This is a genomic window from Pseudomonas quercus, from assembly GCF_012033695.1.
GTDB classification, from domain to species: Bacteria; Pseudomonadota; Gammaproteobacteria; order Pseudomonadales; family Pseudomonadaceae; genus Aquipseudomonas; species Aquipseudomonas quercus.
Genome location: NZ_JAAVJI010000005.1, coordinates 37,857 through 56,687, shown reverse-complemented (window position 1 = coordinate 56,687; position 18,831 = coordinate 37,857). Strand labels below are relative to the sequence as shown.

Genomic DNA, 18,831 nt, shown 5'->3' with positions numbered 1-18,831 from the left:
ATGCGCGCCGTGAACCTTCGACATCAGCCCCCTGTGCCGGCCCGCAAGGCTCCGCCCCGCGGTGCTAGCCGCATGGCTGCCAAGGAGCCTGGGCGTGCGCGGCTGCCCGGCGGGGGGGGCGGCTTCCTCAAGCGGCTGATGTGGCCCTTGCTGTTGCTGGCGCTGGCGGCGGGGACTTACGAAGGTACGCAGCGCGCCTTGCCCTATCTGGACCGCCCGATTTCGAAGATCAACGTGCAAGGCGACCTCAGCTATGTGAGCCAGCAGGCGGTGCAGGAGCGTATCGCACCTTACTCCAATGCCCGTTTCTTCAGCATTGACCTGACCGGCATGCGAACCGAGCTGGAGCAGATGCCCTGGATTGCCCATGCCGAAGTGCGCCGCGTATGGCCGGATCAGGTAGTGATTCGTTTGGAAGAGCAATTGCCCATCGCCCGTTGGGGTGAGGCCCAGCTACTGAATAATCAGGGCCAAGCGTTCGCACCACGCGAACTGGCCAACTATGAGCACCTGCCACAGCTGTTTGGCCCACAGCGTGCTCAGCAACAGGTCATGCAGCAGTATCAAGTACTCAGCCAGATGCTCCGGCCTCTTGGTTTTTCCATAGTACGGCTTGAATTGCGTGAACGCGGCAGCTGGTTTTTGACAACAGGTGCAGGCAGTGCCGGCCCTGGAATCGACTTGCTGCTGGGGCGTGACCATCTGGTGGAAAAGATGCGCCGGTTCATCGCCATTTATGACAAGACCCTTAAAGACCAGATCACGAACATTGCCCGCGTCGACCTGCGCTATGCCAACGGCCTAGCCGTTGGCTGGCGCGATCCGAACGCGGCGGCGCCAGCGGTACCGACCGTGGCGAAGAATTGACAAGAGGCAGGACATGGCAAACGCGCAAAGCGGCAAAATGATCGTCGGGCTGGATATCGGCACCTCCAAGGTGGTGGCGCTGGTAGGCGAAGTCGCGGCCGATGGCACCCTGGAAATCGTGGGCATCGGCACGCACCCCTCGCGTGGGCTGAAAAAAGGCGTGGTGGTCAATATCGAATCGACGGTGCAGTCGATCCAGCGCGCCGTGGAAGAGGCCCAGCTTATGGCCGGTTGCCGCATTCACTCGGCCTTTGTCGGGGTAGCAGGCAACCATATTCGTAGCCTCAATTCCCACGGCATCGTGGCCATCCGCGACCGTGAGGTGAGCACGGCAGACCTGGAGCGTGTACTGGACGCGGCCCAGGCCGTGGCTATTCCCGCCGACCAGCGTGTGCTGCACACGCTGCCCCAGGACTACGTGATCGACAACCAGGAAGGTGTACGCGAGCCGCTGGGCATGTCCGGGGTTCGCCTGGAAGCCAAGGTGCATGTGGTAACCTGCGCAGTAAACGCCGCTCAGAACATCGAGAAGTGCGTGCGCCGGTGTGGCCTGGAAATCGACGACATCATTCTTGAGCAACTGGCGTCGGCTTACTCGGTGCTCACCGATGATGAAAAGGAGCTGGGTGTGTGCCTGGTGGACATCGGCGGCGGTACCACGGACATCGCCATCTTTACCGAAGGTGCCATCCGTCACACGGCGGTCATTCCCATTGCCGGCGATCAGGTAACCAACGATATTGCCATGGCGTTGCGCACGCCAACTCAGTACGCTGAGGAAATCAAGATCCGCTACGCCTGCTGCCTGGCGAAACTTGCAGGCGCCGGGGAAACCATCAAAGTGCCAAGCGTGGGCGATCGCCCGCCTCGCGAGCTGTCTCGCCAGGCCCTGGCTGAAGTGGTGGAACCGCGTTATGACGAGCTGTTCACATTGATTCAGGCAGAATTGCGCCGCAGTGGCTATGAAGACCTCATTCCGGCAGGCATCGTGCTTACCGGTGGCACCGCCAAGATGGAAGGTGCAGTCGAGCTGGCTGAAGAAATTTTCCACATGCCGGTGCGCCTTGGCGTGCCGCACACCGTACGTGGGCTGGATGACGTTATCCGCAGCCCCATCTATTCGACAGCCGTAGGCCTGCTGACCTATGGCCTGCAGAAGCAATCCGAGGGCGTAACCTTCACCGGCCTGGCAGGCCGTGAAACTCATTACGGGGATGAGCCCAAGGCGCCAGTATTCGAACGCCTCAAGAAGTGGGTTCAGGGCAATTTCTGACAACGGCAGTAGGCGAATAAAACTAGAGATTGAAAGGAGAGGGCATATGTTCGAGCTGGTAGACAACATTCCGCAAAGCCCGGTCATCAAAGTGATCGGTGTCGGTGGTGGCGGCGGCAACGCTGTCAATCACATGGTCAAAAGCAACATCGAAGGCGTTGAGTTCATCTGCGCCAACACCGATGCCCAGGCTTTGAAAAACATTGGGGCCCGTACCATTCTGCAACTGGGCACTGGTGTGACCAAGGGCCTGGGCGCTGGCGCCAACCCTGAAGTGGGCCGCCAGGCTGCCATGGAAGACCGCGAGCGCATTGCCGAAGTGCTGCAGGGCACCAACATGGTCTTCATCACTACCGGCATGGGGGGCGGCACCGGTACAGGCGCTGCGCCAATCATCGCTGAAGTGGCCAAGGAAATGGGCATTCTGACCGTAGCGGTGGTGACTCGCCCGTTCCCGTTCGAAGGCCGCAAGCGCATGCAGATCGCCGACGAAGGCATCCGTATGCTGGCGGACAGCGTTGACTCGCTGATCACCATTCCTAACGAAAAACTGCTCACTATCCTGGGCAAGGACGCCAGCCTGCTGTCGGCCTTCGCCAAGGCCGATGACGTGCTGGCCGGTGCAGTTCGCGGTATCTCCGATATCATCAAGCGCCCAGGCATGATCAACGTTGACTTCGCCGACGTTCGTACCGTGATGAGCGAAATGGGTATGGCGATGATGGGTACTGGCTGCGCCAGTGGCCCGAACCGTGCCCGTGAAGCCACCGAAGCCGCCATTCGCAACCCGCTGCTCGAAGACGTAAACCTCCAAGGTGCCCGTGGCATTCTTGTGAACATTACCGCAGGCCCAGACCTGTCTCTGGGTGAATACTCGGACGTTGGCAGCATCATCGAGGCCTTTGCGTCCGATCACGCCATGGTCAAGGTAGGCACCGTTATCGACCCGGACATGCGCGACGAGCTGCACGTGACCGTCGTTGCCACTGGCTTGGGCGCCAAGATCGAAAAACCGGTCAAGGTGATCGACAACGGCCTGCAATCCACCGCAGCCGCCCAGCAAACGCCGGCACCTGCACCGGTTCGCAATGACCAGGCAGCCGTCAACTACCGTGACCTGGAACGCCCAACGGTCATGCGTAACCAAGCCCACGCCGGTGCCGCTGCAGCCGCCAAGCTTAACCCTAACGACGATCTGGATTACCTGGACATTCCGGCCTTCCTGCGTCGCCAGGCCGATTAATGCAATTTATCAGGGCTATAAGGGTGATTGGTGTTCAGCAAAGGCAGGGTCTGTTATTATCGCCAGCCTTTGTTGATACCAGTTCGCAACTAGCGCTGAAGCGGCCATTGCCATGATTAAACAACGCACCCTGAAGAACATTATCCGTGCCACCGGCGTGGGCCTGCATTCCGGGGAAAAGGTTTACCTTACCCTCAAGCCTGCGCCCGTCAACACGGGTATCGTGTTCTGTCGTACCGATCTGAACCCTGTGGTCCAGATTCCCGCGCGTGCGGAAAACGTTGGTGAAACCACCATGTCCACTACCCTGATCCAGGGGGACATCAAGGTCGACACCGTGGAGCACTTGCTTTCGGCCATGGCCGGCCTGGGGATCGATAACGCCTACGTCGAACTCTCTGCGTCGGAAGTGCCGATCATGGATGGCAGCGCAGGCCCCTTCGTGTTCCTGATTCAATCGGCTGGCCTGGAAGAGCAGGACGCCCCGAAGAAATTCATCCGTATCCTTCATGAAGTGTCCGTGGAAGATGGCGACAAGCGCGCTACTTTCCTGCCTTTCGATGGGTTCAAGGTCAGTTTCGAAATCGATTTCGATCACCCTGCCTTCAAGGATCGCACCCAGAGTGCCAGCGTAGACTTCTCCAGCACCTCTTTCGTCAAGGAAGTGAGCAGGGCGCGCACGTTTGGCTTCATGAGCGACATCGAGTACCTGCGCAAGCACAACCTGGCCCTCGGCGGCAGCGTTGAAAACGCTATCGTGGTGGACAAGGAAGGCGTATTGAACGAAGACGGCCTTCGCTATGAAGACGAATTCGTCAAACACAAGATCCTCGATGCCATTGGCGACCTGTACCTGCTGGGCAACAGCCTGATCGGCGAATTCCGTGGCTTCAAGTCCGGGCACGCCCTGAACAATCGCTTGCTGCGCAAGTTGATCGAGCAGAAGGATGCCTGGGAAGTGGTCACGTTCGAAGACGCCAGCACCGCGCCTATCTCGTATATGCGCCCGGTTGCAGCGGTTTAAGTTCGAACCTCCTCTCTCTGTTCTTTCAAGGCCACCCTCGGGTGGCCTTTTTTATTCAAAGGCTGAAGGTTCGTTGTGGAAACTACGCGTGGGCCTTATGGGAGCTGGCGAAGCCTGCGAACTGGGCTGGGCACTTCATCCGGCAGGTTCCCGGCCTCCGCCTGTGGCTCCGACCGGCCCTACAGCTAGGCCGCCACCCCGGCGCCGATGCCTGGCCAGCCGTTCCAGAGCGGCCCGCAAGCTGGGGTCGGCGATGTTTTCGGCCGTTTCCTGCAAGCTGTCTGCCGCACTGTCAGACAAGTCCAGCCCAGCAGCACCCACAGGTGGAGGCGCCACGCTGGGTTGAACCTTGAATTGAATGCGCGAAAGGCCACTGAACTCAGGCATGCCGCTCAGGCCCTGCTGCAACCGCCGCTGCTGGTAGCGCAGGCGCGTGGCCCAATGCCCGTCTGTAACCACTAGCACCAAGGTGCCCTCCCGCCATTTAGCCACTTGGCAATGCGCGCGAGCGGCGGGTTGCAGCTGGGTATCCAGCAGCCGCTTGACCAGCGCCAGGCGCTGCGCCTGGCTCAGCAGTGCCTTGAGGGGCCGGGCCTCACGCAGCAGTGTGGCAGGCAGGCGGGCAGGGTGGGGGCGAAAGGCCAAATCTACGGTCTCCAGTGGGCCTGGCATGTTAACAGAAGGCCGCCAGCACGAAAGTCAGGAACATTGCCATGACGTTTGCTTCAGACGCTTGAAGTTGAAAAAAAAGGCCTTATTGTAAACCCGCCCCGTAAAAGCGCTGTGCCAGCATTGTGGCGTCGCCACTTTCCTCTCCATCGTTTCCGGGTAGAATGTTCGTTCGCGTGCGGCCATGAGGGCTGCTCGGGCGACTCCTTGGGGCCGCCCTCCATCCCTAAGTGTGGAAGATCCAGCCGATATGTTTGCGCCTTTGTTGAAAAAACTCTTTGGAAGCAAGAACGAGCGTGAAGTCAAACGCATGCTCAAGACGGTCGGCAACGTCAATGCCTTCGAAGAGAAGATGGTCGCGCTCTCGGATGAACAGCTGCGTGCCAAAACCCCCGAGTTCAAGGCTCGCATCGCCAAAGGCGAAACCCTCGACGACCTGCTGCCCGAGGCCTTTGCCGTATGCCGTGAAGCCGGCAAGCGCATCATGGGCATGCGCCACTTCGATGTGCAGCTCATTGGTGGCATGACCCTGCACGAGGGTCAGATCGCTGAAATGCGCACCGGTGAAGGTAAAACCCTGGTGGCAACGCTGGCGGTGTACCTCAATGCGCTGTCCGGAAAGGGCGTGCACGTGGTTACCGTGAACGATTACCTGGCGCGCCGCGACGCCAACTGGATGCGCCCGCTGTACGAATTCCTGGGCCTGACGGTGGGCGTGGTCACGCCCTTCATGCCTCCGGAAGACAAGCGCATCGCGTACAACGCCGACATCACCTACGGCACCAACAACGAATTCGGTTTCGATTACCTGCGCGACAACATGGCCTTCAGCCTGGACGAAAAATTCCAGCGTGAGTTGAATTTCGCCGTCATCGACGAAGTGGACTCCATCCTTATCGATGAAGCCCGTACCCCGTTGATCATTTCCGGGCAGGCCGAGGACAGCTCCCGCCTGTACATGGAAATCAACCGCCTGATTCCGCGCCTTGAGCAGCACATCGAGGAAGTGGAAGGCCAGGTGACCCAGCAGGGCCATTACAGCATCGATGAGAAAAGCCGCCAGGTGGAGCTCAACGAGTCCGGTCACCAGTTCATCGAGGACATGCTGACCCAGGCAGGCCTGCTGGCCGAAGGTGAAAGCCTGTACTCGGCGCACAACCTGGGCTTGCTGACCCATGTCTATGCCGGCCTGCGCGCGCACAAGCTGTTCCACCGCAACATCGAATACATCGTGCAGGACGGCGGCATTCTGCTCATCGACGAGCATACCGGCCGTACCATGCCGGGCCGTCGCCTCTCCGAAGGCTTGCACCAGGCCATCGAAGCCAAGGAAGGGGTCAATATCCAGGCCGAGAGCCAGACACTGGCCTCTACCACCTTCCAGAACTACTTCCGCCTGTACACCAAGCTGTCGGGGATGACCGGTACTGCCGACACCGAAGCCTTCGAATTCCAGCAAATCTACAACTTGCCTGTTCTGGTGATTCCGCCCAACCGTCCGTTGGCCCGAAAGGATTTCAACGACCTGGTGTACCTCACGGCCGAAGAGAAGTACGTCGCAATCATCGCTGACATCAAGGAATGCATGGCCACGGGCCGGCCGGTGCTGGTGGGTACCGCGACCATCGAAACCTCTGAGCACATGTCCAACCTGCTGCAGAAGGAAGGCATCGAACACAAGGTGCTCAACGCCAAGTACCACGAGAAGGAAGCCGAGATCATCGCCCAGGCCGGTCGGCCTGGCGCACTGACCATCGCCACCAACATGGCAGGCCGGGGTACGGACATTCTGTTGGGCGGTAACTGGGAAGTGGAAGTGGCCGCGCTGGAAAACCCCACCGATGAACAGATCGCCCAGATCAAGGCCGACTGGCAGAAGCGTCACCAGCAGGTGCTGGAAGCCGGTGGCCTGCATGTGATCGCGTCCGAGCGTCACGAGTCGCGCCGTATCGACAACCAGCTGCGTGGCCGTGCTGGCCGTCAGGGGGACTCCGGTTCCAGCCGCTTCTACCTGTCCTTGGAAGACCCGCTGATGCGTATTTTCGCGTCGGACCGGGTGAAGAACTTCATGAAGGCACTGGGCATGCAGTCCGGCGAGGCCATCGAGCACCGCATGGTGACCAACGCCATCGAGAAAGCGCAGCGCAAGGTTGAAGGCCGTAACTTCGACATTCGCAAGCAACTGCTCGAATTCGACGACGTGTCCAGCGAGCAGCGCAAGGTGATCTACCACATGCGCAACAGCCTGCTGGCGGCGGACAACATTGGCGACACCATTGCCGAGTTCCGCGAGGAAGTGCTCAACATCATCGTGTCCCAGCACATTCCACCGCAGTCCTTGCCTGAGCAATGGGATATCCCAGGCCTCGAGGCCGCTTTGCAGGCCGACTTCGCCGTCACACTGCCTATCCAGCAGTGGCTGGACGACGATGACAAGCTGTATGAAGAGACCCTGCGCGAGCGCCTGATGGCTGAAATTCTGGCGGCCTACAACGAGAAAGAGGACCAAGCCAGCGCCGAGGCCCTGCGTACGTTCGAGAAGCAGATTCTGCTGCGTGTGATCGACGACCTATGGAAAGACCACCTGTCTACCATGGACCACCTGCGCCACGGTATTCACCTGCGTGGCTACGCTCAGAAGAACCCGAAACAGGAGTACAAGCGCGAGTCCTTCACCCTGTTCCAGGAACTGCTGGATTCGATCAAGCGCGATACCCTGCGTGTGCTGTCCCACGTGCAGGTACGCCGTGAAGACCCGGCCGAAGAGGAAGCCCGCTTGCGCCGCGAGGCCGAGGAGCTGGCCCAGCGCATGGAGTTCCGTCACGCCGAGGCACCTGGCCTGGACCAGCCCGAGGTGTTGGAGGAGAGCACTGAAGGTGTTGTGGAAGCGGCCTTGGCGCCCATTCGCAACGAGCAGAAGCTGGGCCGTAACGAAGTGTGCTGGTGTGGTTCGGGCAAGAAGTTCAAGCACTGCCATGGCCGTATCGAATAACACGCACCTTTGAATAATCTCTGTTTTTCGTGTTGAATCACGCCGCGACTGGCCTTGCCATCGCGGCGTTACTTTTTCAGCGCTACCCCTTACAAGGAGTCTTACATGGCGGTTGGTCTTGGTCCCTTGCCTGTGCTGCACCCTGTTTCCGGTTTCGAGCTAGGCATCGCCTCGGCAGGTATCAAGCGGCCAGGGCGCAAGGATGTGGTAGTGATGCGTTGCGCCGAGGGCAGCACCGTGGCCGGCGTGTTCACCCTTAACGCCTTTTGTGCGGCGCCCGTGATCCTGGCCAAGCAACGTGCTGGCGGTGCCGTGCGTTACCTGTTGACCAATACGGGCAATGCCAATGCTGGCACTGGCCAGTCAGGGCTGCTGGCGGCCGAGCGTACCTGCGAAGCCTTGGGGCGGCTGACAGGCGTGCCAGCAAGCGCCGTGTTGCCCTTTTCAACGGGTGTGATCGGCGAGCCGCTGCCAGTGGAAAAAATCGAAGGCGCGCTGCAAGCTGCCTTGGACAACCTGTCCGAGCACCACTGGGCCGACGCCGCCACGGGCATCATGACCACTGACACCTTGCCCAAGGGCGCCAGCCGCCAATTCACCCATGACGGCGTTACCGTTACGGTAACGGGCATCAGCAAGGGTGCCGGGATGATTCGCCCGAACATGGCCACCATGCTGGGCTACATCGCTACCGACGCCAAGGTCGCCCAACCCCTGTTGCAAGACCTGATCCGCGATGCCGCGAACAAGTCGTTCAACCGCATTACCATCGACGGTGACACCTCCACTAACGACTGCTGCATGCTGGTCGCCACAGGCAAGGCTGCACTGCCTGAAATCACTGACGCTCAAAGCCCATTGTTCCAAGGGCTGAAGGCTGCTGTCTTTGAGGTGTGCATGGAGGTGGCCCAGGCCATCGTTCGCGATGGCGAAGGTGCTACCAAGTTCGTGACGGTGCAGGTCAATGGCGGAGGCAACCACCAGGAATGCCTGGATGTAGGCTATGCCGTTGCGCACTCGCCACTGATCAAGACTGCCCTGTTCGCCTCAGACCCTAACTGGGGGCGCATTTTGGCCGCCGTTGGCCGCGCGGGTGTGCCAAGCCTGGATGTAAGCAAGATCGACGTGTACCTGGGTGAGGTGTGTATTGCCAGCCAGGGCGGCCGTGCGCCTACCTACACCGAGGAGCAGGGCAGTGCTGTGATGGCGTTGCCGGAGATCGGTATCCGTATCGAGCTGGGCCGCGGTGAGTGCAGCGAAACGATCTGGACAACCGATCTTTCCCACGAGTATGTGAAGATCAACGCCGAATATCGCACCTGACCCGCGCAAGCGACGAGGAGGCACAATGAAACGGGTTCATGTAGCGGCTGCTGTGATTCGCCGCGCCGATGGCAAGGTGTTGATTGCCCGGCGCAATGCCGCTCAGCACCAGGGCAACCTGTGGGAGTTTCCTGGGGGCAAGCTGGAGGAGGGCGAGTCGCCCACGGCTGGCTTGGCACGAGAACTGGCCGAAGAGCTGGGCATTCAGGTCACGTCGGCCCGGCCTTTGATCAAAGTCGCCCACGATTATCCTGACAAGCAGGTGCTGCTGGATGTGTGGGAGGTGGACGGCTTCGAGGGCGAACCCCAGGGTGTCGAGGGGCAGCCATTGGCATGGGTCGCCCCCAAGGCCTTGGGCAACTATGACTTCCCGGCAGCCAATGCGCCCATTGTGAGTGCAGCGCGCCTCCCCGCCGCCTACCTGATTACCCCCGATGGCCTGCCAGGCCCTGAATTGCTGGGCGGGCTGCGTACGGCCATTGCCCAGGGTGCCAGGCTGGTGCAACTGCGCGCGCCAAACCTGTACGACCCTCAGTACCGGGACCTGGCAGTCGATGCGGCAGGGTTGTGTGCGGCCAAGGCGCAGTTGATGCTCAAGGGGCCGCTGGAATGGCTCGGGGACTTCCCTAGCGCAGGCTGGCACCTCACCGCTGAGCAGTTGCGCAAATATGCTCCCAATGGCCGGCCGTTCCCGGCAGACCGTTGGCTGGCCGCGTCCTGCCACGGCCCTGAAGAGCTGGAGCTGGCAGAACGCATGGGCGTGGATTTCGTGACGCTCTCGCCAGTACAGCCCACGCAAACCCACCCCGATGCGGTGCCTTTAGGATGGGCGCAGGCCGAGCAATTGATCGCAGGCTTCAACAAGCCTGTGTTCCTGCTCGGTGGGGTTGGGCCGGGTGATACCCAGCGGGCCTGGGAGATGGGGGCTCAAGGTGTCGCCGGCATTCGCTCGTTCTGGCCCGAAAAGCCGGCCTGAGTGTTCTGCCTGCTACGGGTTTGTGCTGCGGGTTTGTGTAGGAGCCTGCGAAGCGCAAGCGTAGCGGGCGAACAGGGCCTGCAAGGTCCATGTAGGGTGGCGGTTTGTGGGGCCCGTATTCGCATTCGTGCGTCCTGGCCCGAAAAGCTGGCCTAAAAGACGATTGGCCTGTTCCCGGGCTATGCCCGGTCCCATAAGGGCGAATGGGACCGGCTTAGTCTTCAGCGTGCCACCGCCTGTGCCCACAGCACCTCTTCCACACCCTCCAGCCGGGCGATCATTCTAGCGGCCACGAACAGCAGGTCCGATAGCCGGTTGAGGTAGGCCAGCCCTACACCGTCCAAGGGCTCTTCGCGCTGCAGCTGCTGGCACCTGCGTTCGGCAGTGCGTGCCTGGGCACGGCACATGTGCGCTTGCGCAATGCACACAGAGCCTCCAGGCAGAATGAAGTTGCGCAAGGGGCCTACCACCTCGTTCCAGGCATCAATGGCCGCCTCTACGCGTTCCACTTCACTGTTATACAACGCGCGATGGCCCGGCATGGCCAATTCGCCGCCCAGGTCGAACAGGCGGTGCTGGCAGGGGGCAAGTACGTCCTGCACCTGTGCCAGGTGGGGTTTTTCACTCAAGTGTGCCAGTAGCAGGCCCAGTTGGCTGTTGAGGGTATCCACTTCACCAATGGCCTCTACCCTGGGGTGATCCTTGGCGACCCTGCGCCCGTCTCCCAGCCCAGTCTCTCCAGTATCCCCAGTACGTGTGTAGATTTTCGACAGCCTGAAGCCCATGTCATGCTCCTGAGGCGATGGCGCTTGTCACGGCTGGCTGCACCAGCGGCAGGCGCAGGGTGAAGCAGGTGCCCACCCCCAGTGTCGACTGCACTTCCATCTGCCCTTTGTGGTTATTGGTAATGATGAAGTAGGACACGGACAACCCCAGCCCAGTGCCCTGGCCTACTTCCTTGGTGGTGAAAAAGGGCTCGAACATACGCTTGCGTACATGCTCTGGCATGCCCACGCCGTTGTCTTCCACCTGTATTTCCGCCCAAGGGCCATTAAGGCGTGTGCGCAACACAATACGGCCTGCCTCACTGGGGTGTTCACGCTGGTGAATGGCCTGGGCCGCATTTTTCAGCAGGTTGAGTATCACCTGCTCCAACTCATTGGCCGTGCAGGGAACAGGGCCTAGCCGGGGGTCGAACTGGCGCACAATGGACGGGCCTCGGAAGTCGAAACCGATGCTCAGATCAAAGTCGCTGCTGGCGATTTCCACAGCCTGGTCGATCAGGGCAGGCAAGTCACAAGGCGCCAGTTGCCGATCGCTGCGCCGGCTGAAGCTAAGCATGTGGGTCACGATCTTGGCTGCGCGTGCTCCGGCGCTGTGTATACCCTCCAGCAGTTGGGGGATCTCACGGGCCTGCAGGTAACGGTTGATACCTTCAAGAGGAACGCCTGCGGCCTGTGCCTGTTCCAGGTTCTTGGGCAGGTCTGGAGACAGGCGGCGGCGGACATTCTGCACGTTGTGCAGGATGGCCCCCAATGGGTTATTGATCTCATGCGCCATGCCCGCCGCCAACCCTCCCACGGACAGCATTTTCTCGGACTGCACCATCATCTCTTCCAGCGACAGCCGCTGTGTGATGTCGTCGAGCCGGATGACCACGCCACGGCCCGCACCGCCTGCCAAGGGGTAGCACGTCAGTGCATAGTGATGGGCTACGTCATCCTTGAGCCAAGTGACGCGCTCCACTTTGACCACGCGGTGTTGCTCCACCGAGGCACGCAGCTGCGTCAGGAAAGGTTTGAGTGGTTCGAAGGCCAGGAATATGGGCTGGTTCAGCGCCTCGTCCAAGGGGGTGCCTGAGAGGGCGCTGGCCTCTTTGTTCCATTGGGTGACGTACAACTGCTCATCCAGGGCGATAAGCGCCGAGGGCATAGAGTCGATGATGCTGTTGAGGTAATTCTGAAAGCCGGTGAGCTTTTTCTCGATCTTGCTGCGTACCTGCACTTCAAGCTCAAGCTTGCGATTGGTATGCCGGGTTTCCTCGGCAAGGCCTTGGGCCGCGTCATAGGCACTCTGGGCATCATCGCGTGCGCGCTTGAGCTGCTGTTCCCGCGCCTCCATACGCGACAGCATGGTGTTGAAGGCTTCGGCCAGGCTGCCGATTTCGTCATGGTTGCCGGGCAGGGCGCGCAGCGAATAGTTTTCCTCGCGTGTGACCTGCCGGGTCAGCTCTTCCAGGTCGTAGATGGGGCGCGTGATCAACCGGCGGATCTGCCGCGCGATAATCATCCATAGCAGCACACTGAACACCAATATCCCCAGGCTGGCCGTAAACGTGCCGGTATAGAACGCCACAGGCAGTTCACTGGACGCCACTAACAGCAAATGGCCTGGCAACCCGTCATCGGACGGCAGCTCAGCGACCTGGGTACTGCGGAATTCGGTCAAACGCCACTGGCCCAGCTCCTCGAACACATGCGGCACCGACAGCTTGCTGCCATGCTGCAATTGCGCCAGCCGCTGACCATCCGGCGCGTATACCGCGGCCGCACGCAGGGGCGAGTAGCTGTCCAGCTCGCGAAGCAGGTCATTGGCGGCCTCGGCAGAGCGGGCGGCCTGGTGCGCCAGCTGCGGCTGGCTGACCAGCCGAGCGATGGTCTGCATGGCCTGAGGCGCCATGCTCTCGTGGGAAATCCAGTAGGCAGCCGTGATGAAGGTCAGGTTGGCTGCTACCAGTACCGTGACCATCAGGACCAGCAGGGCGGCCAGCAGCTTTTGCCCAACAGGAAGGTTTTCGAGGCGCTGTCGCAGAGGCATCACACATCCAGCTCAAGGGAACGGAGCGAGTGTAGCAAGGGTGCGCTTAGTCTGTGGGTAAGCCTTCGCTTAGTCTGTGGGCAAGCCTTCGGCATGAAGGTGGGCGATCAGGTTTTGACGAAGCTGTTCAAGCGCAGGTACAGCCACGCAAAGGCGTGCTGCTTCAGCGCAGGCATAGCCGATCAGGTAATGGATTTCGGTTCGGCGCCCTGCTGTCACGTCCTGGTACATGGACGAATAATTCTGCGAGGTGGCGGCTATCACCTCCCATACAGCGTCCAGCAGCCCTACGGCAGCGTTGGGTAGGCCAACTGCCTGTAACAGCCGTGCCAGCTCCTGGCACAGGCCAGTGATCGCAGGCGCATGCTTGGTCAATTCGCCGTTGCGGCACCCATGAAGCACGGTCAGCGGGTTGATGGCGCAGTTGATAGCCAGCTTGCGCCATAGCCTGGCCAGTATGTCAGGCGTCCATTGGTGGGGAATGCCGGCCTGTTCCAGCTCGCTTAGCCACAGGGGGGCAGGCCGGGCGCCTGTGGGGCCTAGCCAGGTGAAGCCTTGCCCGGCAAACACGACGGCACCGTCGTCACGCCTGAAGGCACCTTCGGTGGTGGACGCCAGTGTGACGCAGGCTTCGGGGAGGGTGGCCGCCAGGGCGTGCTGGCTGCCCAGGCCGTTCTGCAACAGAATCACCTGTGCGCCGGGTACCAAGCGGTGCCTCACAGCCGCCACAGCCGCGGCTACGTCGTAGGCTTTGCACGCTACCAGCAGCTGGGCAATGGGTTGCGGGGCATCCGGCAGGTCGCCGGGCAGCCGGAAGGTGCGTTCAACACCGCCCTCTACCCACCGTAACCCAGGGCCCTGCTCATAGCGGGCCAATTGCGCGGGGCCGCGCATCAGAAGGCGTACGGTTGACCCCGCACGTGCCAGCCGGCAGGCCCACAGGGTGCCAATGCTGCCTGCGCCCAGTACATGCCAGGGGGGGGGCGCCATGGTTTCAGGTTTTGGCGGGCAGGCGGCGGGCGTTGACCAGCCCGGAAACATAGGACTCCTGCAACAGGCGGCTGGCCTCACCAAACAGGCTCACTGGCTCTATGGGAAGGCTTTTCTCATCCAGCCCTACCAGGCTGATGCCTGCGCTCAGGTCCACCAGGCCGCCGCTGGTCATGAACCCCCTGAGGTTCAACCCGTCATGGAGGCGCTTGAAACTGCTAGGCGCGCACTCCTGCAAGCTTCTGGGCAGGGTGAGCAATACAAAGTGCTGGTCATCCACACGCGCCAGTACGTCCAGCGGGCGAACCATCTGCTGAAGGCGACGGCCTACGCCCTGAAGGAGTTCTTCATAGAGGGCCTCCCCATGTTGCTGCTGCAGGGTGCCAGCGTTCTGCAACCCGATCAGCAGGTAGCACAGCGCACCCCCGCGGGCCTGGATCTGGCGAAGGCTGTCTTCGAGTTTCTGGCGCAGGTAGCGTGCATTGCCCAGGCCGGTCAGCGAGTCCACCAGGTTGCGTTGCTCCAGGCTGGCGATGTTGTCACGCAGCAGCCTGTTTTCGCGGGCCAGGCGCTGCAGTACGCTGTGCATCCGATCCCCGGCGTGCACCCGTGCCAGCAAGTGCGCGCCGATCAGCTCAGGTGGCAGTAGGTCGTCAACCCCCAGGTCGGCCGTTTCGTCGAGCACCTGTTCGCTTGCCTGCTCGCTCAAAAGCAATACCCAGGTATGGCCGTTAGTGGCCTCGTCCAGCACCCGAACCTTTGAGGCCAGGCGCATGCCAGCCTCACCGTGGGCCACCAGCAAGTCAGCCGCACGTTGGTCCAGTTCACCCGGTGCGTCCTCCACGGTGCAGGTACGTACGTCGTGATACCCCCCTTGCGACAGCAACTCAGCCGCGCAGTGGCGCATGCCTGCATCACCGATGGCCAGGAGAATACTCAGGTTGGGGTTTGACATCTGGAGCTCGCACTCTCGCAAGGAAGGAAGGGCCGCTGTGTAGCGGAAGCAATGCTGCCCACGGGCTTGTGACCAGATTCGGGAGGAATGCGTGTCTCAATGCTGGCACTCGTTATAATGATCCGTGCTTTTAGTCGTCAAGCCAAGTGCGCAGGTTTATCGTGCTTAACCGACAGAATCACTCGTACGCCGCTTATTTGTAACATTTTGGAGAAAACTCAATGCCCTCGTTCGACGTAGTGTCCGAGTTGGACAAACACGAAGTCACAAACGCCGTCGACAATGCTGTCAAAGAGCTGGACCGCCGCTACGACCTCAAAGGCAAGGCGCAGATGTCCTTCAATGACAAGGACAAGACGGTCAACCTCACCGCCGAGGCGGAGTTCCAGCTCGAAGCTACCTTGGAAATCCTGCGCATGGCACTGGTCAAGCGCAAGATCGATGTGCAGTGCCTGGAAGTGAAAGAGGCTTATGCCTCCGGCAAGGAGATGAAGCAGGACGTGGTCCTTCGCGAGGGCCTGGACAAGGAAATGGCCAAGAAAATCGTGGCCCGCGTCAAGGATGCCAAGCTCAAGGTCCAGGCTGCCATTCAAGGTGAGCAAGTGCGTATCACGGGCAAGAAACGCGATGACCTGCAGGAAGCCATTGCGCTGCTACGGGGTGAAGAATTCGGCATGCCGCTTCAATTCAACAACTTCCGGGACTGAGGCACGCTTGGGAAAGTAGCCGCCCAGGCGCTTTCCCGAGGAACCATCACGGGTGGATCGGCGTCGGACGGCTGTTAACGGGGCGCCTGGTCCGCCCCTCGAAAGCCGATACAGGAGCCCCCTATGGATCTGAACGCCCAAGTCAACCACCTTGTCCGTGCCTCCCAGGCCTGGATACCCATGATCATGGAATACGGCAGCCGTGTGCTGCTGGCCGTGACTACACTGCTCATCGGTTGGTGGCTGATAAACAAGGTCACGCGGGAAATTGGCAAGTTGCTGGCCCTGCGTCACGCCGACCTTGCCCTGCAAGGGTTCATCAGCACCCTGGCCAACATCATTCTCAAGATCCTGCTGTTAGTGAGCGTGGCCTCGATGATCGGTATCGAGACAACCTCCTTCGTGGCAGCGATCGGTGCAGCCGGCCTAGCCGTAGGCCTGGCCTTGCAAGGCAGCCTGTCGAACTTCGCAGGCGGGGTGTTGATTTTGCTGTTCCGGCCCTTCCGCATCGGTGACTGGATCGAAGCCCAAGGGGTAGCCGGAACCGTGGACGCGATCCAGATCTTCCACACGGTGCTACGCACGGGTGATAACAAGACCGTGATTGTGCCTAACGGCAACCTGTCCAACGGCATCATTACCAACACCAACCGCCAGCCGACCCGCAAGATCACCCTGGACATTGGTGTGGACTACGACGCAGACCTGCAAAAAGGCCGCGAAGTGTTGCTGGAACTGGCCAAGGACCCGCGCGTGCTGGAGAGCCCGGCACCGGAAGCGGTGGTAGCCGCATTGGGCGACAGCGCTATTACCCTGTCGCTGCGCCTGTGGGTCAATACTGGTGATTACGGTGGCGTTCTGAACAAGCTCAACGCCGAAGTACGTGACCGGCTGCGCGATGCCGGTATCGACATCCCGTTCCCGCAGCGGGTGATTCGCCTAGTGCAGGAAGATGGCAAGCCGTTGCCCGCGTCGCCAGCACCTCAGGCCAAGGCCGATTAAGGTTTTTCCGGATCAGCTTCGCTGCTGGCAGCTTCCATGTCAGCAGCGTTGTGATAGCGCCAGTGCAGCAGGATCAGGAACAGCGTAGGTACACCCATCAGGGCTGTGATAAGGAAGAAGGTGTGATAACCGTACTTCTCCACCATCACGCCCGAGTAGCCCCCGATCAGGCGGGGCAGCAGCAACATGATGGAGCTAAGGAGGGCGTACTGTGTGGCCGAAAACTTCAGGTTCGTGAGGCTGGACAAGTAGGCCACGAAGGCGGACGTCGCCAAACCTGAACTGAGGTTGTCCAGGGAAATGGTCACAATCAGCATGCGCAGGTTAGGACCCATGTCTGCCAACATCAGGAACAGGATGTTGGTCGCTGCCGAAGCCGCCCCGCCGATGAACAGGATAGGCATGATGCCGAACCGTACAATCAGCAACCCGCCTGCACCTGCGCCTAGCAAAGTCATCACCAGCCCGAACACCTTGCTGACACTGGCAATCTGATCCTTGGTAAAGCCCTGGTCGATATAGAACACATTGGCCATTACGCCCATGACTGTGTCCGACATCCGGTACGTGGCAATCAGGCCGAGCAGCAGCAAGGCTTGCCAGCGATAGCGCAGAATGAAGTCGTTTACCGGCGTAAGCACCGGGGCCAGGCCGCGGCGGCCTACGGCAGACAGGCACAGCGCGGTGAGGATCGTATACAGCAGCGCTCGAAGAAACGCGCGGTCCTGCAGCAGCAGGTCCAGTGGGCTCATGTCACCACTGAGCACACTGGCGAAATCGGTGTTATACAGCTGCGTGAACATGGCGGGCACCGATACCAACAGAATGATCAGCACAACCACTGACGCGACCTGGTGGATGAACCCGTAGCGTGCTGCTGACAACTGGGTGCGCAGTGGCACAGGTGGCTCACGCATGAGCAGGGTGGTGACCAGCGCGGGCACCATCAGTACGCCGAACAGCAGATAGGTACCGGCCCAGGCTTTGTGCAGGTAGGCAAACCCCGTAGACCCGAACCATTCTGCGAAGAACAGCGCGCCAGCGGTGGCCAGCAGCGCTGCTACGCGATACCCCGCCATGTAACTGGCTGCTAGCGCGGCCTGACGCTGGTCACCAGCGATTTCAAGGCGATAGGCATCCACGGCAATGTCTTGGGTGGCAGACGCGAAGGCCACGACCACGGCAATGGCGATCAACCAGGACAGGTGCTTTTGAGGGTCGCAAAAGCTCATGCCGATCAGGCCCAGGATAACCAGCGCCTGGGCAAGTACCAGCCAGGAGCGCCGTCGCCCCAGGCGTGCCAATAATGGCAGGCGCCATTGGTCCAGTAGCGGAGACCATACCCACTTGAAGGCGTATGCCAGGCCGATGAGACTTGCATAGCCGATGGTTTCCCGCGCCACGCCGGCTTCACGCAGCCACACCGACAAGGTAGAGAACACCAACATGTAAGGCAGGCCAGAGGCGAAGCCGAGAAGCAACAGCACCAACGTGGAGGGGCTGGCATAGGCGGCCAAGGCGGCGCGCCAGGTTTTACCGGGCATGGGCGGAGCGGTGCCTCACATCTGCAAAAACAAAGCGCGCACTCTAACCGCTGTGCTCGCCTGGGCGCCAGCCATGGCTCAGGATATCCACACGATTCCCGTTAATTGTCATGCCTTCGTCTTGCAGGCGAGCACGCTGTTCATCTCCGCTTGGGCTACCCACTGGCAGGCTCAGGCGCCCCCCGGCGGCCACTACGCGATGCCAGGGCAGGGTAGAGCCAGGCGGCAATTGGCTCAGCTGGCGGCCTACCCAACGTGCCGCACGGCCAAGGCCTGCCAGCTCGCCCAACTGGCCGTACGTCACCACATGCCCTGGCGGAACGGCAGAGAGCACCGTATATAACGCCAGCTTGCGGGCGTCAGGTAACGGATCCGTTACATTATTACAGTCAGCGAAGCGGAACTCATTTGGCATAATCAGGTCAGTCCTGAGCCCTGTGTTGTCGCAA

Annotated in this window: 16 protein-coding genes; 9 read left to right on the top strand and 7 right to left on the bottom strand. The window is 60.7% G+C overall.

Translation table 11 applies throughout. The annotated features are described in order from the left end of the window. The 4 genes from HBH25_RS10730 (at window position 1) to lpxC (ending at window position 4,407) form a co-directional block, all read left to right on the top strand. Window positions 1-867, top strand: a complete 867-nt coding sequence (locus HBH25_RS10730) for a cell division protein FtsQ/DivIB (protein WP_168083912.1) — start codon at window positions 1-3, stop codon at window positions 865-867. Window positions 868-880: 13 nt separating this feature from the next. Further along, window positions 881-2,140, top strand: a complete 1,260-nt coding sequence (gene ftsA, locus HBH25_RS10725) for a cell division protein FtsA (RefSeq protein ID WP_168083911.1) — start codon at window positions 881-883, stop codon at window positions 2,138-2,140. A gap of 46 nt (window positions 2,141-2,186) precedes the next feature. Continuing rightward, on the top strand, window positions 2,187-3,383 hold the full coding sequence (ftsZ, locus tag HBH25_RS10720) for a cell division protein FtsZ (RefSeq protein ID WP_168083910.1): 1,197 nt from the start codon (window positions 2,187-2,189) through the stop codon (window positions 3,381-3,383). Between the two features lie 112 nt (window positions 3,384-3,495). Further along, window positions 3,496-4,407: a UDP-3-O-acyl-N-acetylglucosamine deacetylase gene (lpxC, locus tag HBH25_RS10715; RefSeq protein WP_168083909.1), complete on the top strand. Its 912-nt coding sequence runs from the start codon at window positions 3,496-3,498 to the stop codon at window positions 4,405-4,407. Between the two features lie 135 nt (window positions 4,408-4,542). On the opposite strand, the gene HBH25_RS10710 is transcribed toward lpxC, so the two are convergent. After that, a complete protein-coding gene (locus HBH25_RS10710) occupies window positions 4,543-5,052 on the bottom strand; it encodes a DUF721 domain-containing protein (RefSeq protein ID WP_168083908.1) in 510 nt (169 codons plus the stop codon). Window positions 5,053-5,326: 274 nt separating this feature from the next. On the opposite strand from HBH25_RS10710, the gene secA reads away from it, so the two are divergent. The 3 genes from secA (at window position 5,327) to HBH25_RS10695 (ending at window position 10,367) form a co-directional block, all read left to right on the top strand. After that, window positions 5,327-8,068 carry a preprotein translocase subunit SecA gene (gene secA / locus HBH25_RS10705; protein ID WP_168083907.1) on the top strand — a complete coding sequence of 914 codons (2,742 nt, stop codon included), beginning with the start codon at window positions 5,327-5,329 and terminating at the stop codon, window positions 8,066-8,068. Window positions 8,069-8,173: 105 nt separating this feature from the next. Then, complete coding sequence (gene argJ / locus HBH25_RS10700) at window positions 8,174-9,391, top strand: bifunctional glutamate N-acetyltransferase/amino-acid acetyltransferase ArgJ (protein ID WP_168083906.1); 1,218 nt, start codon at window positions 8,174-8,176, stop codon at window positions 9,389-9,391. Between the two features lie 25 nt (window positions 9,392-9,416). Further along, window positions 9,417-10,367 carry a Nudix family hydrolase gene (locus HBH25_RS10695; protein ID WP_168083905.1) on the top strand — a complete coding sequence of 317 codons (951 nt, stop codon included), beginning with the start codon at window positions 9,417-9,419 and terminating at the stop codon, window positions 10,365-10,367. 221 nt (window positions 10,368-10,588) lie between these two features. Here the strand turns inward: HBH25_RS10695 and HBH25_RS10690 are convergent, their stop codons facing one another. The 4 genes from HBH25_RS10690 to HBH25_RS10675 form a co-directional block, all read right to left on the bottom strand. Continuing rightward, window positions 10,589-11,152, bottom strand: coding sequence for a cob(I)yrinic acid a,c-diamide adenosyltransferase (locus HBH25_RS10690; RefSeq protein ID WP_168083904.1), 564 nt, complete (start codon window positions 11,150-11,152; stop codon window positions 10,589-10,591). Window position 11,153: 1 nt separating this feature from the next. Further along, complete coding sequence (locus HBH25_RS10685) at window positions 11,154-13,184, bottom strand: sensor histidine kinase (RefSeq protein ID WP_168083903.1); 2,031 nt, start codon at window positions 13,182-13,184, stop codon at window positions 11,154-11,156. Between the two features lie 69 nt (window positions 13,185-13,253). Continuing rightward, window positions 13,254-14,174: a putative 2-dehydropantoate 2-reductase gene (locus HBH25_RS10680; RefSeq protein WP_168083902.1), complete on the bottom strand. Its 921-nt coding sequence runs from the start codon at window positions 14,172-14,174 to the stop codon at window positions 13,254-13,256. Between the two features lie 4 nt (window positions 14,175-14,178). After that, the gene (locus HBH25_RS10675; RefSeq protein ID WP_168083901.1) at window positions 14,179-15,129 is read right to left on the bottom strand and encodes a GGDEF domain-containing protein; all 951 of its coding nucleotides are present in this window, start codon (window positions 15,127-15,129) and stop codon (window positions 14,179-14,181) included. Window positions 15,130-15,350: 221 nt separating this feature from the next. On the opposite strand from HBH25_RS10675, the gene HBH25_RS10670 reads away from it, so the two are divergent. Both HBH25_RS10670 and HBH25_RS10665 read left to right on the top strand, forming a co-directional pair. Further along, window positions 15,351-15,836 (top strand): YajQ family cyclic di-GMP-binding protein, encoded by a 486-nt coding sequence (locus HBH25_RS10670; protein ID WP_168083900.1) that lies wholly within the window; start codon window positions 15,351-15,353, stop codon window positions 15,834-15,836. Window positions 15,837-15,959: 123 nt separating this feature from the next. Continuing rightward, complete coding sequence (locus HBH25_RS10665; RefSeq protein ID WP_168083899.1) at window positions 15,960-16,838, top strand: mechanosensitive ion channel family protein; 879 nt, start codon at window positions 15,960-15,962, stop codon at window positions 16,836-16,838. Here the strand turns inward: HBH25_RS10665 and HBH25_RS10660 are convergent. Together HBH25_RS10660 and HBH25_RS10655 are read right to left on the bottom strand one after the other, a co-directional pair. Next, entirely contained in the window at window positions 16,835-18,382 is a 1,548-nt protein-coding gene (locus HBH25_RS10660) for an AmpG family muropeptide MFS transporter (RefSeq protein ID WP_168083898.1), read from the bottom strand. The genes HBH25_RS10665 and HBH25_RS10660 overlap by 4 nt on opposite strands. Before the next feature lie 43 nt (window positions 18,383-18,425). After that, window positions 18,426-18,797, bottom strand: coding sequence for an MGMT family protein (locus HBH25_RS10655; RefSeq protein ID WP_168083897.1), 372 nt, complete (start codon window positions 18,795-18,797; stop codon window positions 18,426-18,428). Window positions 18,798-18,831: the final 34 nt, after the last annotated feature.

Excerpts from the sequence above, each read along its gene's own strand:
- HBH25_RS10730 (WP_168083912.1), top strand. The coding sequence starts at position 1 with ATGCGCGCCGTGAACCTTCGACATCAGCCCCCTGTGCCGGCCCGCAAG.
- ftsA (WP_168083911.1), top strand. The coding sequence starts at position 881 with ATGGCAAACGCGCAAAGCGGCAAAATGATCGTCGGGCTGGATATCGGC.
- ftsZ (WP_168083910.1), top strand. The coding sequence starts at position 2,187 with ATGTTCGAGCTGGTAGACAACATTCCGCAAAGCCCGGTCATCAAAGTG.
- lpxC (WP_168083909.1), top strand. The coding sequence starts at position 3,496 with ATGATTAAACAACGCACCCTGAAGAACATTATCCGTGCCACCGGCGTG.
- secA (WP_168083907.1), top strand. The coding sequence starts at position 5,327 with ATGTTTGCGCCTTTGTTGAAAAAACTCTTTGGAAGCAAGAACGAGCGT.
- argJ (WP_168083906.1), top strand. The coding sequence starts at position 8,174 with ATGGCGGTTGGTCTTGGTCCCTTGCCTGTGCTGCACCCTGTTTCCGGT.
- HBH25_RS10695 (WP_168083905.1), top strand. The coding sequence starts at position 9,417 with ATGAAACGGGTTCATGTAGCGGCTGCTGTGATTCGCCGCGCCGATGGC.
- HBH25_RS10690 (WP_168083904.1), bottom strand. The coding sequence starts at position 11,152 with ATGGGCTTCAGGCTGTCGAAAATCTACACACGTACTGGGGATACTGGA.
- HBH25_RS10685 (WP_168083903.1), bottom strand. The coding sequence starts at position 13,184 with ATGCCTCTGCGACAGCGCCTCGAAAACCTTCCTGTTGGGCAAAAGCTG.
- HBH25_RS10680 (WP_168083902.1), bottom strand. The coding sequence starts at position 14,174 with ATGGCGCCCCCCCCCTGGCATGTACTGGGCGCAGGCAGCATTGGCACC.
- HBH25_RS10675 (WP_168083901.1), bottom strand. The coding sequence starts at position 15,129 with ATGTCAAACCCCAACCTGAGTATTCTCCTGGCCATCGGTGATGCAGGC.
- HBH25_RS10670 (WP_168083900.1), top strand. The coding sequence starts at position 15,351 with ATGCCCTCGTTCGACGTAGTGTCCGAGTTGGACAAACACGAAGTCACA.
- HBH25_RS10665 (WP_168083899.1), top strand. The coding sequence starts at position 15,960 with ATGGATCTGAACGCCCAAGTCAACCACCTTGTCCGTGCCTCCCAGGCC.
- HBH25_RS10660 (WP_168083898.1), bottom strand. The coding sequence starts at position 18,382 with ATGCCCGGTAAAACCTGGCGCGCCGCCTTGGCCGCCTATGCCAGCCCC.
- HBH25_RS10655 (WP_168083897.1), bottom strand. The coding sequence starts at position 18,797 with ATGCCAAATGAGTTCCGCTTCGCTGACTGTAATAATGTAACGGATCCG.